This is a genomic window from Streptomyces thermodiastaticus (assembly GCF_014656135.1).
Taxonomy (GTDB): domain Bacteria; phylum Actinomycetota; class Actinomycetes; order Streptomycetales; family Streptomycetaceae; genus Streptomyces; species Streptomyces thermodiastaticus.
The window spans coordinates 126,320-141,496 of record NZ_BNBV01000011.1; the positions used below are offsets into that span (position 1 = coordinate 126,320).

Here is a 15,177-nt window from a genome sequence, read left to right on the forward strand (position 1 = left end):
CCTCATCCGCCCGCGGTCGCACCCGGCACGCGGCCCGTCGCACCCGGCACGCGGCCCGTCGCACCCAGCACGCAACCCGTCGCACCCGGCGGTCCCGACGGGGACGGGTGGCCGCGGTCCGTCGCCGCACCACGCCGTGGGTTGTCCACAGCCTCCCGCGTGACCGCGGCACCGACTGGTTACGCTCGAAGACGTGAGCAGGCTCCAGGTCGTCAGCGGCAAGGGCGGGACCGGCAAGACGACGGTCGCCGCGGCCCTCGCGCTGGCCCTGGCCACGGAGGGGAAGCGGACGCTCCTCGTCGAGGTCGAGGGCCGCCAGGGCATCGCACAGCTCTTCGAAACGGAGGCGCTGCCGTACGAGGAACGGAAGATCGCGGTCGCCCCCGGCGGCGGGGAGGTGTACGCGCTCGCCATCGACCCCGAACTCGCCCTGCTGGACTACCTGCAGATGTTCTACAAGCTGGGCAGCGCGGGACGCGCCCTGAAGCGGATCGGGGCCATCGACTTCGCCACCACCATCGCCCCCGGCCTCAGGGACGTCCTGCTGACCGGCAAGGCGTGCGAGGCGGTGCGCCGCAAGGACCGCTCGGGCCGGTTCGTCTACGACCACGTCGTCATGGACGCCCCGCCGACCGGCCGCATCACCCGCTTCCTCAACGTCAACGACGAGGTCGCCGGCCTGGCCAAGATCGGCCCGATACACAATCAGGCCCAGTCGGTGATGCAGGTGCTCAAATCGCCCGAGACGGCGGTGCACCTGGTGACCCTGCTGGAGGAGATGCCCGTGCAGGAGACCGCGGACGGCATCGCCGAACTGCGCGCGGCACGCCTGCCGGTGGGCCGCGTCATCGTGAACATGGTGCGCCCGCAGGTGCTGGACGCCGCCGACCTGGAGGTGCTGCGCACCGCACCGCGCACGGCGCTCGCCCGGTCGCTGTCCACGGCCGGCCTCGGCGGCGCGCGGCGCGGCGGCTCGGCCGAACAGCTGGTGGAGCCGCTGCTGGCACAGGCCGAGGAGTACGCCGAGCGGTACGCGCTGGAGCAGGAGCAGCGCGCGGTCCTGGGCGAGCTGGATCTGCCGCTGCACGAGCTGCCGCTGCTCGCCGAGGGCATGGACGTGGCGGGCCTGTACGAATTGGCGCGCGAGCTGCGCAAGCAGGGATGGCAGGGAGGGTCATGAGCCCGCATGCGGCGCGTGCCGCGGAGACCGGCCGGTCCTCCGCCCACGCCCAGGACGGCACCCGTCGGCTGGCACCCGCACGTGTGCTCGATGTCGATCCGCTGCTCGACGACCCGGGCACCCGGATCATCGTGTGCTGCGGTTCGGGCGGTGTCGGCAAGACCACGACGGCGGCGGCCCTGGGGCTGCGCGCCGCCGAGCGCGGCCGGAAGGTCGTCGTCCTGACCATCGACCCCGCCCGCCGCCTGGCGCAGTCCATGGGCATCGACTCCCTCGACAACGTGCCGCGCCGGGTCAAGGGCACCGAGGGCGACGGCGAGCTGCACGCCATGATGCTCGACATGAAGCGCACCTTCGACGAGGTCGTCGAGGCGCACGCGGATCCCGAGCGGGCGGCCGCGATCCTGGCCAACCCCTTCTACCAGTCGCTCTCGGCGGGCTTCGCGGGCACGCAGGAGTACATGGCGATGGAGAAGCTGGGCCAGCTGCGCGCCCGCGACGAGTGGGACCTCATCGTCGTCGACACCCCTCCCTCCCGCTCGGCGCTGGACTTCCTGGACGCCCCGAAGCGGCTCGGCTCCTTCCTGGACGGCCGGCTGATCCGCCTGCTGACGGCGCCGGCCAAGCTCGGCGGGCGCGCGGGGATGAAGTTCCTGAACGTCGGAATGTCGATGATGACGGGCACGCTCGGCAAGCTGCTCGGCGGTCAGCTGCTGAAGGACGTGCAGACGTTCGTCGCCGCGATGGACACCACCTTCGGCGGTTTCCGCGCCCGAGCGGACGCCACCTACAAGCTGCTGCAGGCGCCGGGGACGGCGTTCCTGGTGGTGGCGGCCCCGGAGCGGGATGCGCTGCGGGAGGCCGCGTACTTCGTCGAACGGCTGGCCGCGGAGCGGATGCCGCTGGCCGGCCTGGTGCTCAACCGGGTCCACGGCAGCGGCGCCGACCAGCTGTCGGCCGAGCGTGCGCTCGCGGCTGCGGAAAATCTTGAAGAGTCCCGCATTGTGGATCAGGGCGACGGGAAAGCTGGACTTCGTAACTCCCCTACGCAGCAAGGACGTTCGGACTCTTCCGCGCACTCCTCCGTCGCCCCGGAGCCGGAGTCGCCCGCCGGCACGCCGTCCCCGGACGCGGTCGACCAGGTCACCGCGGGCCTGCTGAGGCTGCATGCCGAGCGCATGCAGCTGCTCGCGCGCGAGCAGCGCACCCGGGACCGGTTCACCGCCCGGCACCCGGAGGTGGCGGTGGCCGAGGTGCCCGCCCTGCCCGGGGACGTGCACGACCTCACGGGACTGCGGGACATCGGGAACCGGCTCGCGGACAACCGCCGCGAGCTGCCCGGCACCGACGGCTGACCGGCGGCAGCGCCCGGAAGGGCCCGGGCCGCCCGGACAGGCCCCGCGGGGACCGAGGCTGCCCGGACAGGTCTGCGAGCACCTGCGCGGTCACCCGTGCGGTGCCCACGCGTGCCTGGACCCGCCGGGAACACCGGACAGCAAGCGAGCACCACACCCGGCAGGCCCACGGCACGGACAGCTCCCGTACCGCTCGCTCGCCCCGTACCACGGAGGCGTCCGGCCACCCGAACGGACCAACGTGCCCTGCCGAAGCCAAGGACACCCGTTGGAACCAACGGGACCGGCAGTCCGTCAGCCGTCACGACACCCGGCACGGCACCCGTCACGACACGGCCGACGAGCCGTCACGACACGGCCGAACAGGGCTTGTCCGAACCGCAGTCCCGGCCTGGACGGCTCAGCTCACCGCCGCGTACTTCCGGTCCTCGTCGTAGGAGCCGGCTCCCCGCTCGTACTCCATGCGGGCGGTCTCCAGCAGCCGGCGCCACGAGGTCACGGTGGGCCGCCGGCGCAGCAGTGCGCGGCGCTCCCGTTCGGTCATCCCGCCCCACACGCCGAATTCGACGCGGTTGTCGAGCGCATCGGCAAGGCACTCGGTGCGTACCGGGCATCCGGTGCACACTGCCTTGGCCCTGTTCTGCGCTGCTCCCTGTACGAACAGTTCATCCGGATCGGTAGTGCGGCAGGCCGCCTGCGCACTCCAGTCGGTTACCCAGCCCATACCGGCGCCGTCCTCTCCCGAATCGAGGCTCCCCCACGGCGACGGCGGCATATTCACCGCCGCCAGTTGAGGACGTTACGGAAGGCTGGGCAGCGCGCAACACCCCCAGCGGGCCCAATCTTGCATGGTCCGAACGGACTATGAGTGAGCCGCAGATCACCCAGGGGAGTGACCTGGCGACATGCACGACATTCCCGGCAAAGCGGGATTTTGCCGTGTACCACAACAGACACCCGGGAACGTATCCAGCGAATTCGAGCACCCTTCGTACACGCCCGCAGACGCCGCTTCCGCCGGACCTCTCACCACACCGGAGGAAAGCGGGACGCCCCGCGAACCGCGTCACGATCACCGCACGAATTGAGACATCGCCGTACCGCTGTGACAGTTGAGAGCAGCTTAGGCCAAGGCATATACGCCTGTCCGGTGAATGAGAACGTAGGCTGCCCTCATGCCAAAGAAGCGCTCGGGCGGTGGTCTGTCGCCAACGCAGCAGGCCGCCAAGTTCCTCGGTGTCAGTGTGCTCGCGGGAGTGGTGCTGGCCGGCATCGCGCTGCCCGCGGCCGGCGCACTGGGCCTGGCGGCCAAGGGGTCGGTCGAGGGGTTCGACGAGATTCCGGCCGATCTCAAGCGCCCGCCGCTCAGCCAGCGCACCACGATCCTGGACAGTCAGGGACGCCAGATCGCGCAGGTCTACTCGCGCGACCGCACGGTGGTGCCGCTGAAGGACATCTCGCCGTACATGCAGAAGGCGATCGTCGCCATCGAGGACTCGCGCTTCTACCAGCACGGCGCGATCGACCTCAAGGGCGTGCTGCGCGCGCTGAACAAGAACGCCCAGGAGGGCGGCGTCGCCCAGGGCGCCTCCACGCTCACCCAGCAGTACGTGAAGAACGTCTTCGTGGAGGAGGCCGGTGACGACCCGACCAAGGTCGCCCAGGCCACCCAGCAGACCCTCGGCCGCAAGATCAAGGAACTGAAGTACGCCATCCAGGTCGAGCAGGAGCTGGGCAAGAAGAAGATCCTCGAGAACTACCTGAACATCACCTTCTTCGGTGAACAGGCCTACGGCATCGAGGCCGCCTCCCAGCGCTACTTCTCCAAGCACGCCAAGGACCTGAACCTGCCCGAGGCCGCCCTGCTGGCCGGCCTCGTGCAGTCCCCGAGCCGCTACGACCCGGTCAACGACGCGGCGGAGGCCACCAGGCGGCGCAACGTCGTGCTGCAGCGCATGGCCGAGGTCGGCGACATCTCCCAGGAGGAGGCCGACAAGGCGAAGAAGGAGCCGCTGGGCCTGAAGGTCACCCCGCCGCGCAACGGCTGCATCACGGCCGTCGACGGCGCCGCCTTCTTCTGCAAGTACGTCGAGCAGGTCTTCCTCAACGACCCCGTCTTCGGCAAGACGCGCGCCGACCGCGCCAAGATCTGGAACCAGGGCGGCCTGACCATCCGCACCACCCTGGACCCGCAGGCGCAGGCCGCGGTGCAGGCGTCGCTCAAGAAGCACGTCTACCAGACGGACTCGGTCGCGGCCGCCGCCGTGCTGGTCGAACCCGGCACCGGGAAGATCGTCGCCATGGGCCAGTCCAAGCCGTACGGCTACGGCAAGGACGAGACCGAGATCAACTACGCGGTCGGAAGCGACCGGGGCGGCTCGAACTTCGGTTTCCCGACCGGTTCGACCTTCAAGCCGTTCGTGGCGGCCGCGGCGATCGAGGGCGGCAAGCCGCCGACGCAGCAGTACTCCTCGCCGTACACGATGCCGTACCCGAGCCCGGTGCAGGCGTGCGACGGCAAGCAGTGGACCAACACCGACCACAACCAGGTGGAGAACGAGAGCACCTCGGAGCACGGCCCGTACGCCATGAAGGAGGCCATGGCGAAGTCGGTCAACACCTACTTCGTCCAGCTGATCTCCGACATCGGTCTGTGCCCGGTGGTGAAGATGACCGACAAGCTGCACGTGGTGCAGGGCAACGGGCAGAAGCTCCCGCAGACCCCCTCCATCGCGCTCGGCGCGGTCGGCATCTCGCCGCTGACCATGGCCTCGGCGTACGCCGCCTTCGCCTCCCGCGGCGTGTACTGCACCCCGGTCGCCATCGAGTCGATCACCCAGCGCACCGGCGACCAGGAGAAGTCGCTGCCCGTGCCGAAGACCACCTGCACGCGGGCCATGTCGCAGAAGACCGCGGACACCGTGAACACCCTCCTGCAGGGCGTGGTCGACTCCGGTACCGGCCGGCAGGCGGGCCTGTCCGACCGCGACAACGCCGGCAAGACCGGTACGACGGACGAACGGAAGAACGCGTGGTTCGTCGGCTACACCCCGAACATGGCGGGCGCGGTCTGGGTGGGCAGCGCCAGCCAGCAGGTGAAGATGACCGACATCCGCATCGGCGGCGTCCTGCACGGCCTCGTCTACGGCGCCGACGTGCCCGGCCCGATCTGGCGCGACGCGATGACCGGCGCGCTGCGCGGCAAGGCCGCCCCGTCCTTCCACCTCGTCGGCATCCCGGACGGTGGTGACAAGGGAAAAGGCCGGAAGCGGGGGAACGACGACACGCGCCCCGGAAACCAGGGCACGGGCGGAAACACCGGTGACATCGGCGGTCTCTTCGGAGGCCTGTTCGGCGGCGGCCGGGGCGGCGGCACCACGGGCGGCGGGGCCGGCGCCGGCGGTGCGGGCAACGGCGGCGCCTTGCCGACCCCGACGTTCTCCTTCCCGCCGGGCTTCTTCCAGGGCCAGGACGGCGGGTTCCGCGGCCAGCGCGGGAACGGCAACGGCTGAGCCGGGCACCCGGGCCTCGGTACGACGAAGGGGCGCCCCCAGGGGGCGCCCCTTTCCGTCTGCCGGATCCGTCCGCCGCGGACGCGGACCTCAGCCGGCGAGCAGCTTCTTCACCACGGCGGCCACCTGGCCGCCCTCGGCCCGTCCCGCGACCTTCGGGCTCACGATCTTCATCACGGCGCCCATGGCACGCGGCCCCTCGGCGCCGGCCGCCCTGGCCTCCTCGATCGCCTGGACGACGATCGCATGCAGCTCGTCGTCGGTGAGCGGCTGCGGCAGGTACGCGGCGAGCACCTCGCCCTCGGCCTTCTCCCGCTCGGCGGACTCCGTACGGCCGCCCTGCGCAAAGGCCTCCGCCGCCTCGCGGCGCTTCTTGGCCTCGCGGGTGATCACCTTCAGCACCTCGTCGTCGGTGAGTTCCCGCTTCTCCTTGCCGGCGACCTCCTCCTTGGTGATCGCGGCGAGCGTCAGCCGGAGCGTGGCCGAGCGCAGCTCGTCCCGTTCCTTGATCGCGGCGTTGAGGTCGTCCTGCAGCTTCGACTTGAGCGTGGCCATGGCTCGATTGTGTCAGGTGTGCCACCCGCGCCGCGCGATCATTTCCGCGGCGCCGCGACGCCGGTTCACCATCGCCGCCCCAATTTCCTTCTCCCGGTGCGCTGCTGAGATGCTGAGCACATGCGCCTGCGATACGGAGTTCCCCTGGGCATCACGGCGGTCGCGGCCGCCGGGCTTCTCTACTCCGCGGGTTTCGAGGCCCGCTTCTTCCGCCTGCGGAGGGTGACGGTCCCGGTCCTGCCCTCGGGGATGCGCCCGCTGCGCATCCTGCAGGTCTCCGACATCCACATGGTCAGCGGCCAGCGCAAGAAACAGCGCTGGCTGCGCTCGCTGGCCGGTCTGCGCCCCGACTTCGTGATCAACACGGGCGACAACCTCTCCGACCCGGAGGGCGTGCCGGAGGTGCTGGACGCGCTGGGCCCGCTGATGGAGTTCCCGGGCGCGTACGTCTTCGGCTCCAACGACTACTACGGCCCCAAGCTGCGCAACCCCGCCCGCTACCTCGTGGAGAAGGCCACCGGCCGGCACGGACTGAACGGCAACCCGCCCGCGGTCGGCGCGGTCCACAACCCGTGGGAGGACCTGCGGGACGGCTTCGACGCGGCGGGCTGGCTCAATCTGACGAACACCCGCGGCACCCTGAAGATCGAGGGCGTCTCGGTGGAGCTGACCGGCCTGGACGACCCGCACATCAAGCGGGACCGCTACACCCAGGTGGCCGGCGGCCCGTCCGGCACGGCCGACTTCTCCATGGGCGTGGTGCACGCCCCCTACCTGCGCGTCCTGGACGCCTTCACGGCCGACGGCTACCCCCTGATCCTGGCCGGTCACACGCACGGCGGCCAGCTGTGCATCCCGTTCTACGGCGCTCTGGTCACCAACTGCGACCTGGACACCGACCGGGTCAAGGGCCTGTCCACCCACACCGCCGAGGGCCGCACCTCCTACCTGCACGTCTCGGCCGGCTGCGGCACCAACCGCTACACCCCGGTCCGCTTCGCCTGCCCTCCGGAGGCGACGCTGCTGACCCTGGTGGAACGCGAGTAGCGGCCCGCCGGGCGGCGGGCCACGAGCGGCGGGCCGCCGGGCGGCGAGAACCTCCGTACGTGAGCGGGCCCCGGCCCGGCCCCGGAACGTGACCCGGGAGCCGGCCGGGGCCGCGCCATTCCGAGGGGTCATCGGGATCCACAGCCGGTCACGCACGGGGAAGCGCATCACCCGGATCACCCGGGCAGCCCACCCGAATCGCCCGTTCTGCCCCGCATTCCTACCGTGAGGGCATGACCGCCGAGACCTCGCCGATACCCCCCGCAGCCGAGACCTCGCCGACCCCCACCGCGCCTCCGCCGACCCCGGCCACACCTCCGCAGGCGCCCGCCGCGCCTCCGCCGGCACCTGCCGCACCTCCTCCCCCATCACCCCCGCCGGCGACACCCTCGTTCCCCCGGGAGATCCCCGACCTCCCGGCGGTCCCGCCGACCTCGTTCCCGCTGCCCTCCCACGTCCCGGCGACCGCCGTGCTCCCGCCGGTGCGCCGCCCGTGGACAGCGGCGTACCGCGCGCTGATCGCCGCGGCAGCGGCCGGCGCGGTCGCCGTCGAGCTGCTCACCGGCCGCCCGCTCCATGTCCTGAGCCACGCCGAGATCCAGACCGCGATCGTCCTCGCGGTGGTGCTGACGCTCTCCGCGCGCCGAGCATGGACAGCCGACCGCCCGCTCCCCGCCGCCCTCACCGGCGCCGTCGTGTTCTACGTCACGACCACGGCCCTGATCCACCACCTGCTCCTGACCCCGCCCTCAGCCCCGTACTCAATCACGGGCACCCCCGGCGCCCACCCCCTGCTCCAGTCCGCGGCCGGCCACCTCCTCCACACCCTGCTCCCCCTCGCCGCCCTCGCGGACTGGCTGCTGCTGACCACCCCCGCCCGCCTCCACCCCCGCCAGACGGCCGACTGGATGCTCTACCCCCTGGCCTACCTGGCCTTCTGCCTCACCCGCGGCGCCCTGCTGCCCCCGACCGCACCGGACCGCTACCTCTACCCCTTCCTCGATGCCGCCCGGCACAGCTACAAGCACGTCCTGGGCAACGCCCTCCTGATCGGCCTGGCCTGCTACGCCCTGGCCCTTTTCCTGGTGGGCCTCGATCACGTCCGCCCGGACCTGTTCCGCCGTCGCGGCGGAACCGGATTTCGTCTCCGGCGTCCGGTGGGCTAAAGTAAACGTCGTCGCCGCGACAGGCAGCGACACCGGGGTGTAGCGCAGCTTGGCAGCGCGCTTCGTTCGGGACGAAGAGGTCGTGGGTTCAAATCCCGCCACCCCGACGCCGTAGTACCAGATCAGGGGCCTGATCCGCTCAGCGGGTCGGGTCCCTGAGTGGTATCGGGAGCCGTTTTGGGAGCCTCCTCGGGAGCCAACTTCGCTGATCCGGCTCCCGAGGAGGCTGGTACGTCTCAGGAGGCCGACACCTCCGAGCGCAACCTCACCGCGCTCAAGCGACCAATTCCTGTCCCCGGCCGGCCTCTTCCGGCGGGTCGAGAAGCCTGAAGTCGCAGTCTCCCGGGCGACGCCCCAAGCGCTGGACCATCAGAGCGCCGAGAAGCGCGACCCCAGGGCCGCAGACCGGTCCCGCCTCCGTGCCGACGTAGAACAGGCCGTTCTCGTCCGGTTCCCGATCCACGTGGTCGGCACCGACGGCCAGCGCGAGGGAGAAGCCCAGGAGATCTACGCGCAAGCTCACGGGCAGGTCACCGCGGAGGAACACCAGCGGATGAGCCAGCCCCTCGCTGTCGTACCCGGCGGCGACACTGCCGACCGTCGAGACAGCGGCCCCATGCGGGTTGTGGCACAGCGAGCACAGACGGTACGACCGTCGTCATGCACCCTTGGTCTCCCATGAACGACCGCCAGCTCGCACTCCTCACGCGCATCGAGGAGGGAACCGACCCCGTCACCTCGGACAGCCCCGAGCTAGCTATCACGACCCGCGCAGTCAGAGGGCGCGGGCTGATCACCATGCCCAGGTGAGGCGGAAAGTGGCAGGCAGATCACTGATGCCGGGCGGGTCCGCTGACGGCCAGACCACTGGTGCCGAGCCGCGGACGGGACCTCGAGACTTCCCGCCCGAAACCGATGTCCATGCCTGACCCGAACACGAAAACCTATCCCTATCGATGCCGTGGCGGTATCCGTCCGTCCCCGTCCGTCCCCTCAACTCTCCCCCTCCCACCCCCGGACACGAGGTGCGCAGACCCCCACCCCACGCGACAACCCGATCCCGCGACCACCACCGCACTGCCCGGGCGGGAACAGCGGGGCGCCGCGGGCGGGCGCTGGCTGGAGGTGCCGGCGCGTTCGGATTGCAGTGACATGACGGACGACCACTCCCCAGTCGGGGGATGTCCGAGGTCGGACGATGCGTCGGTACGCCTCGGAGCGTCCTCGCACAGTGACGGAGTGGACGCACCGCTGAAGATCAGGGGCTACCGGTGTGCGACAGGCTGTGGGCTACCTGACCCACAGCCTTGAGCACACCCTGCCCGAAGCTCGTAGGCGCGATCAGCACGCCGAAGATCAGCACGATGACCACCGTCAGCTTCTCGTCGAACCGACTCCGGGCGTGCGTACGTCGAAGGAGCCGCACAACGATGACGACAGCCAGCAGAACCGCCACGTTGATGCTCACAACCACCGGGTCATCCCTCCCGTCCCCACCATCTCTGTCCTCCCGTTCGCCTTGCCCGAAGCCGACCGCGCCGGCTGTCGATCACCAGCGAGTGGCGGCGGAGCGCTTGTCCCATGGCTGGGTCGAGGAGGATGCGCAGGATTCGCCTCCCGCACAGTGGCGCCCCGGGCCGCAGAGGCGGGCGCGCCCCGAGCAGGGCGTCCGGCGCATCGGCCGCTCCGCCTGACAGGTCACGCCAGCGCGGAGGGACGGCGCGGAGGAGGGATGCGGTCCAGCAGATCCCACAAAGGGCGTGATCCGGCCGCCCATTCACCCAGCAGACGGCGGTCCACGAGGTGTATGCGGTGTTCCGCGCCCCAAGGGATGGCCTTGGAGGTGAACCGGCCGTTGGTGAGCACGACCGCGACGTCCGCCCCGTGGATCTGACGTGCGGTGCCGTTGACCTGCTGCAGGACACCGACGCCCACGGCGGAGCCGCGGTCTCCGTCCCGTCGGTGCTTGCACTGGATGGCCCAGACACGTCCCATGGGGTCGACGGCGCGTACGTCGCAGGCGTTGTCGTTGGCACCGCCGAGCCGCTCCGCCCGGCAGCCGTCCCGTTCCATCAGGTCCCGTACGGCGAACTCGAACGCACGGTGGTCCAGAGCGTCAAGCTCGGCGATCCGCATCCGCAGAGCGCGGGCACGCACGCGCTCCCACTCGGCCCGCTGCCGTGCCCGTTGCCACCCAAGGACACCGGCCACGGCCGCGATCACGGCAGCGACGAGGAGGACCCACCAGTGCACGAGCAGCCAGCGCACAACGGTGATGACCAGACCGAGTACCAGGACCCCCAAGCCCAGCCGGACCACCGGGTCGTGCCGCTTCTTGGAGCGGCGGGCCGGTCGGCGCGGTGCGGGACGCCGCGCCGGACGTCCGCCGCTCATCGGACCGTCCCCGGTTCGACCGACAGGCTGCGTTCGGCAGACCAGGAGAGGGCTCGTACCGGCCCAGCGCCCCGCTCGCGCGCCACCATCCGTACCTCCATGAAGGAACTCCGTCCTGTTACAGACTGTTGGTGATCCCCGCGCTGGTATGAGAGCACGCACCACTGACAACGCGTCGCGACATAGTCACGGCGAGTGACGCGTTTCGGTCACCGTGACCCGCTGCCCGCTGCGACCGGGCAGCGACCACCTGGGGCTTTCGGTACTCGATCGACGCGAATCAGCCGTTCAACGGCAAGCCGCGCGGACGCCTGTCGAGGCGCCAGGAGCACGTCACGGGCGCACCTGGTATCGGGCCGGCGGATCCGCCGGGACCGCAGGCCCACTGCCCTTTGCCCATTCCCCGCCGCTCACTGCCCCGGGCTGCCGTGCCGCCGGCCCATCGCCGCAGCGGTCGTCGACGTCCGGTGTGCGCGACCCTCGGAAAACCGCATGCGTGCCGTGAGCGCGATGCCGATAGTGGGCGTATGGACCCGATCGAGGCCGCACGTGCCGTTGTCGACGACCAGCACCCCGAAGCACGCGCCGCGTTCCTGGGCGGCAGTGTCGTGACCGGGCGCCGTACGGCCACGTCGGATCTGGACGTCGTGGTCCTGCTCCACGGAGCCCCGGCCCCGTACCGTGCGAGCCTGCGGTACGCCGGCTGGCCGGTGGAGATGTTCGTGCACACCGAGGCGACTTGGCATGCCTACGCCGAACGGGAGCTGCGTCAGCGCCGGTCACCGCTGCTGTGGATGTGTGCCGACGGAGTGCTGCTCTTCGACACCGACGGACTCGGGACGCGCATCGCCGCACAGGCCCGGAGGCTGACCGCCGCAGGACCGCCCCCTGCCCCGGCGGAAGAGATCGACGACCGCCGCTACGCGCTCACCGACCTCCTGGACGACCTCGCGGGAAGCGACGATCCGGGCGAGCGCCTGTGCATCGCGACCGAACTGGTCCGACGCACCGGTGAGCTGGCCCTGGCCCTTGCCGGGTCGTGGAACGGCACCGGGAAGTGGCTGGCACGTTGTCTCGAGAAGGCCGCGCCAGGGCTCAGCACGCGCCTCCAGCACGGCTTGAGCGAGGTACTGAGCGGGAGAGTGGAGCCCCTCATGGCAGTCGTGGAGGAGGTGCTCGGGCAGGCCGGTGGACGGTTGTGGGTCGGGTACCAGCGTGCCGGAACTGACTGAAGGACCTCGCAACGCCGGTGCCTCTTGCCGTCGTTGTGCGTCTTCACGCATCGCAGTCGTGTCGACCGCGATGAGCCGGCACCGCGCCCACGCACACCTCCGCCCACACCGTCTTGCCCACGGGCACCCGGGGCTCCGATCCCCAGCGCACGGCCAGCGCGTCCACGAGGAGCTAGCCCCGGCCGGACTCGCCGTCGGGGAAGGACGAAGGCGGGGCCGTGGGTGGGCGCTTCGTGGAGGCGGCGTCCGCGATCTCGATGCGGACCAGGCGGGTTGCCGGGTCGAGGGTGAGGCGGAGGGTGAAGTCGCGGCCGGGGACGCGGCCGTGTTGAACTGCGTTCGCGGCGAGTTCGGCGACGACGAGCGCGACCGTGGACGACGCGTCGGACGCCGGCGGGCAGCCCCACTCCTCCAGGTGCCTGACGGCGAAACGCCGGGCGAGCCGCGCCCCTCGCGGCGAGGACACGAACTGTCCCACGACAGCAGCCAGTTCGCGTGCCGCTTCGGTGGATGAGGTTGTCGTCTCCGTCTCGAGGGATGTGGTGGTCCGGCGGTGTGGCTGGTCTTTCGGGGTGGTCGCTCCTGTCAGCACGGCGTGTCCGTTTCTGTCTGTCGAGCTTGAGACATCCCGCGACGTAGGCGGATCGTCACGTTCCGTACACAAGAGTCGTCCTGTCGCCCTAGGCTCGACAGGTGACAGAGGCTTACTTTTCAGGCCGTAAGGAACAGACGTGACGTTATGGCCAACGGAATCGATCCCATCGACCCCAGTGCCTCGATGGCGGCCCTCTTCGGTGCGCGGGTGCGCAGGCTGCGTATGGCGGCCGGGCTGACCCAGGTCGAGCTGGGCGAGATGGTGCATGTGGTGAGCACGCGGATCACGCAGATCGAGCGGGCGTCCGGAGCCAGACCGACGCTGGAGCTGGCGCGTGCGCTGGATGTGGCGCTGGGTGCGGACGACCTGCTGGTGGAGCTGTGGCCGTTCGTGTATCGGGAGGCGTTTCCGGACTGGTCGCGGAAGTTCATGGAGTACTCGGAGCGGGCCGTGGCCATCCGCGAGTACGCGGCTCATGTGGTTCCGGGTCTGTTGCAGACCGAGGACTACGCGCGGGCGGTGCTGCGAGTCGGCCGGACGCTGGGCAGCGCGGAGCAGTTGGAGGAGCGGGTCGCCCTGCGTATGGGGCGGCAGCAGCGCCTCGCCAGGTCCGACCGTCCCGAGGTGTGGGTGGTGCTGGACGAGGCGGTGCTCAGGCGTCCCGTCGGCGGACAGGCCGCGATGCGCGAGCAGTTGGCGCGGCTGCTCAGGACGGCGTCGGAGCCGCACATCACCGTGCAGGTGCTGCCGTTCGACCAGGGCGAGCACGATGTGATGGGCGGCTCGCTCACGGTGCTCACCATGCCGGACGGCTCGGAGATCGCCTATACCGAAGGCGCGCACTACGGCCAACTCGTCGAGGATCCGGACGAGGTCAGGAGCTTCGCACTGACCTACGATCGGCTCAGGGCGGCAGCGCTGCCCCCGCTCATGTCGCTCGACATGATCCGTTCCGTGAGGGAGGACAACCACCGTGGAGCGAAAGTCCCGTCCCGATCTGACCGGCGCCGTGTGGCGCAAGAGCAGCTACAGCAATCAGGAGGGCGGCAACTGCGTGGAGGTGGCCGACGGATTCCACGGGGCCGTCGTCCCCGTCCGTGACAGCAAGGTCCCGCACGGTCCGGTGCTGTGCTTCGAGGCCCCGGCCTGGGAAGCCTTCATCGGTGGGTTGAAGACCGGGCACCACCGTTCCTGAGGCGGCCGGGCGCCGGTCGCCGTCCGTCTTCCGGACTCACCGGGTCCTTGTCCGCGAGGGCCCGGTGAGCCACTGACCTCCTGGAAGGACTGGGGTGTAGAACTACCCGCCCGCCCACCCTCCCGGCCGGGAGACCCCGCCGGACGCCCTCGTCATCCATCCGGGTGACCGGCTTGCAGGGGCGGGATGCGGGCCGTTACGTTCGCCGCGACAACCGCACACAGACGACGGCCCCCGGCCGGGACGGCCATCCCGATCGAGGGCCTGACCGATCAGGAAGAAGGCCCTTCCCGATGGCTGACCCGAAGTCTAACGCGCTCCTGCGCGCCGGCACCGGACTTCCGACCTCCGGTGTGATCCACGTCCGCACCCGGCTCACGGCCGACTTCACCGTGCTCTCCAACGCCCTCGCCCGGCGACGCGGCAGCGCGGTCACGGTCGGCGTCGCGGCCTACATCGCCTCCCTGCCCGACGGCACCCCCGTGACCATCGCCGCACTGTGCGACCACTTCAGTGAGGGCGAGATCCTCATCTCGCGGGCGCTGCGGGACCTGGAAGCGGCCGGGTTCCTGGAGCGGCGTCGCGAACGGACAGCCACCGGGCAGTCCGCACCCGGACGTACTTCTACGACGTCCCCGGCGGCGGCACGGACCCCAGCGGGCCGCCGCGTCCGCCCACGGACCCGGGCGGGCCACCGCAGCCACCGCATCCGCCGAGGCCACCGCAACCACCGCATGCGCCGAGGCCGACGAGGCCTCCGCAGCTGCCGCAGCGTTCCCGGCCCCGCAAGCCTCCCGCCGCCGAGCACCCGACGCCCACCACTGAAGCGGCCCCCGCGCCCGCCCCTGCCCCTGCTCCCGCTTCCGCTTCTGCTCCCGCTTCCGCTTCTGCTCCCGCTTCCGCTTCTGCTCCCGCTTCCGCTTCTGCTCCCGCTTCCGCTTCTGCT

Annotated in this window: 13 protein-coding genes, 1 tRNA gene and 2 pseudogenes; 10 read left to right on the plus strand and 6 right to left on the minus strand. The window is 70.8% G+C overall.

Translation table 11 applies throughout. The features are described 5' to 3' along the window. The first annotated feature begins 193 nt into the window (after positions 1 to 193). Positions 194 to 1,180, plus strand: coding sequence for an ATPase BagA (gene bagA, locus IE286_RS13190; protein WP_189796873.1), 987 nt, complete (start codon positions 194 to 196; stop codon positions 1,178 to 1,180). Continuing rightward, entirely contained in the window at positions 1,177 to 2,535 is a 1,359-nt protein-coding gene (bagB, locus tag IE286_RS13195; RefSeq protein WP_189796874.1) for an ATPase BagB, read from the plus strand. Before bagA ends, bagB begins: the two co-directional genes overlap by 4 nt. A gap of 400 nt (positions 2,536 to 2,935) precedes the next feature. Here the strand turns inward: bagB and IE286_RS13200 are convergent, their stop codons facing one another. Next, entirely contained in the window at positions 2,936 to 3,259 is a 324-nt protein-coding gene (locus IE286_RS13200) for a WhiB family transcriptional regulator (protein WP_185867845.1), read from the minus strand. Between the two features lie 451 nt (positions 3,260 to 3,710). Between IE286_RS13200 and IE286_RS13205 the strand changes: the two genes are divergently transcribed. Further along, complete coding sequence (locus IE286_RS13205; protein WP_189796875.1) at positions 3,711 to 6,047, plus strand: transglycosylase domain-containing protein; 2,337 nt, start codon at positions 3,711 to 3,713, stop codon at positions 6,045 to 6,047. 90 nt (positions 6,048 to 6,137) lie between these two features. On the opposite strand, the gene IE286_RS13210 is transcribed toward IE286_RS13205, so the two are convergent. Beyond that, the gene (locus IE286_RS13210) at positions 6,138 to 6,602 is read right to left on the minus strand and encodes a GatB/YqeY domain-containing protein (RefSeq protein WP_189796876.1); all 465 of its coding nucleotides are present in this window, start codon (positions 6,600 to 6,602) and stop codon (positions 6,138 to 6,140) included. Between the two features lie 120 nt (positions 6,603 to 6,722). Here IE286_RS13210 and IE286_RS13215 point away from each other — a divergent pair, with 120 nt between their 5' ends. The 3 genes from IE286_RS13215 to IE286_RS13225 all read left to right on the plus strand — a co-directional run bounded on the left by IE286_RS13215 (position 6,723) and on the right by IE286_RS13225 (position 8,922). Further along, a complete protein-coding gene (locus IE286_RS13215) occupies positions 6,723 to 7,649 on the plus strand; it encodes a metallophosphoesterase (RefSeq protein ID WP_189796877.1) in 927 nt (308 codons plus the stop codon). 233 nt (positions 7,650 to 7,882) lie between these two features. Next, the gene (locus IE286_RS13220; protein WP_189796878.1) at positions 7,883 to 8,815 is read left to right on the plus strand and encodes a Pr6Pr family membrane protein; all 933 of its coding nucleotides are present in this window, start codon (positions 7,883 to 7,885) and stop codon (positions 8,813 to 8,815) included. Positions 8,816 to 8,848: 33 nt separating this feature from the next. Beyond that, positions 8,849 to 8,922, plus strand: a tRNA-Pro gene (locus IE286_RS13225). Positions 8,923 to 9,089: 167 nt separating this feature from the next. On the opposite strand, the gene IE286_RS13230 is transcribed toward IE286_RS13225, so the two are convergent. The 3 genes from IE286_RS13230 to IE286_RS13240 all read right to left on the minus strand — a co-directional run bounded on the left by IE286_RS13230 (position 9,090) and on the right by IE286_RS13240 (position 11,209). Further along, positions 9,090 to 9,338: a hypothetical protein gene (locus IE286_RS13230; RefSeq protein ID WP_229862554.1), complete on the minus strand. Its 249-nt coding sequence runs from the start codon at positions 9,336 to 9,338 to the stop codon at positions 9,090 to 9,092. 735 nt (positions 9,339 to 10,073) lie between these two features. Then, positions 10,074 to 10,289, minus strand: a complete 216-nt coding sequence (locus tag IE286_RS13235; protein ID WP_189796879.1) for a hypothetical protein — start codon at positions 10,287 to 10,289, stop codon at positions 10,074 to 10,076. A 224-nt stretch (positions 10,290 to 10,513) separates the two neighbouring features. Next, on the minus strand, positions 10,514 to 11,209 hold the full coding sequence (locus tag IE286_RS13240) for a restriction endonuclease (protein ID WP_189796880.1): 696 nt from the start codon (positions 11,207 to 11,209) through the stop codon (positions 10,514 to 10,516). 527 nt (positions 11,210 to 11,736) lie between these two features. On the opposite strand from IE286_RS13240, the gene IE286_RS13245 reads away from it, so the two are divergent. Continuing rightward, positions 11,737 to 12,441, plus strand: a complete 705-nt coding sequence (locus IE286_RS13245) for a nucleotidyltransferase domain-containing protein (RefSeq protein WP_189796881.1) — start codon at positions 11,737 to 11,739, stop codon at positions 12,439 to 12,441. Positions 12,442 to 12,484: 43 nt separating this feature from the next. Here the strand turns inward: IE286_RS13245 and IE286_RS13250 are convergent. Beyond that, positions 12,485 to 12,931, minus strand: a pseudogene (locus IE286_RS13250) (ATP-binding protein). 288 nt (positions 12,932 to 13,219) lie between these two features. Between IE286_RS13250 and IE286_RS13255 the strand changes: the two are divergent. The 3 genes and pseudogenes from IE286_RS13255 to IE286_RS27900 form a co-directional block, all read left to right on the plus strand. Next, on the plus strand, positions 13,220 to 14,137 hold the full coding sequence (locus IE286_RS13255) for a helix-turn-helix domain-containing protein (RefSeq protein ID WP_189796902.1): 918 nt from the start codon (positions 13,220 to 13,222) through the stop codon (positions 14,135 to 14,137). After that, the gene (locus IE286_RS27180) at positions 14,097 to 14,231 is read left to right on the plus strand and encodes a DUF397 domain-containing protein (RefSeq protein ID WP_229862614.1); all 135 of its coding nucleotides are present in this window, start codon (positions 14,097 to 14,099) and stop codon (positions 14,229 to 14,231) included. Before IE286_RS13255 ends, IE286_RS27180 begins: the two co-directional genes overlap by 41 nt. A 293-nt stretch (positions 14,232 to 14,524) precedes the next feature. Then, positions 14,525 to 15,177 (plus strand): annotated as a pseudogene (locus IE286_RS27900) (hypothetical protein); the annotation flags it as partial.

Excerpts from the sequence above, each read along its gene's own strand:
- IE286_RS13210 (WP_189796876.1), bottom strand. The coding sequence starts at position 6,602 with ATGGCCACGCTCAAGTCGAAGCTGCAGGACGACCTCAACGCCGCGATC.
- IE286_RS13240 (WP_189796880.1), bottom strand. The coding sequence starts at position 11,209 with ATGAGCGGCGGACGTCCGGCGCGGCGTCCCGCACCGCGCCGACCGGCC.
- IE286_RS13245 (WP_189796881.1), top strand. The coding sequence starts at position 11,737 with ATGGACCCGATCGAGGCCGCACGTGCCGTTGTCGACGACCAGCACCCC.
- IE286_RS13205 (WP_189796875.1), top strand. The coding sequence starts at position 3,711 with ATGCCAAAGAAGCGCTCGGGCGGTGGTCTGTCGCCAACGCAGCAGGCC.
- bagB (WP_189796874.1), top strand. The coding sequence starts at position 1,177 with ATGAGCCCGCATGCGGCGCGTGCCGCGGAGACCGGCCGGTCCTCCGCC.
- IE286_RS13220 (WP_189796878.1), top strand. The coding sequence starts at position 7,883 with ATGACCGCCGAGACCTCGCCGATACCCCCCGCAGCCGAGACCTCGCCG.
- IE286_RS13215 (WP_189796877.1), top strand. The coding sequence starts at position 6,723 with ATGCGCCTGCGATACGGAGTTCCCCTGGGCATCACGGCGGTCGCGGCC.
- IE286_RS13200 (WP_185867845.1), bottom strand. The coding sequence starts at position 3,259 with ATGGGCTGGGTAACCGACTGGAGTGCGCAGGCGGCCTGCCGCACTACC.
- IE286_RS13255 (WP_189796902.1), top strand. The coding sequence starts at position 13,220 with ATGGCGGCCCTCTTCGGTGCGCGGGTGCGCAGGCTGCGTATGGCGGCC.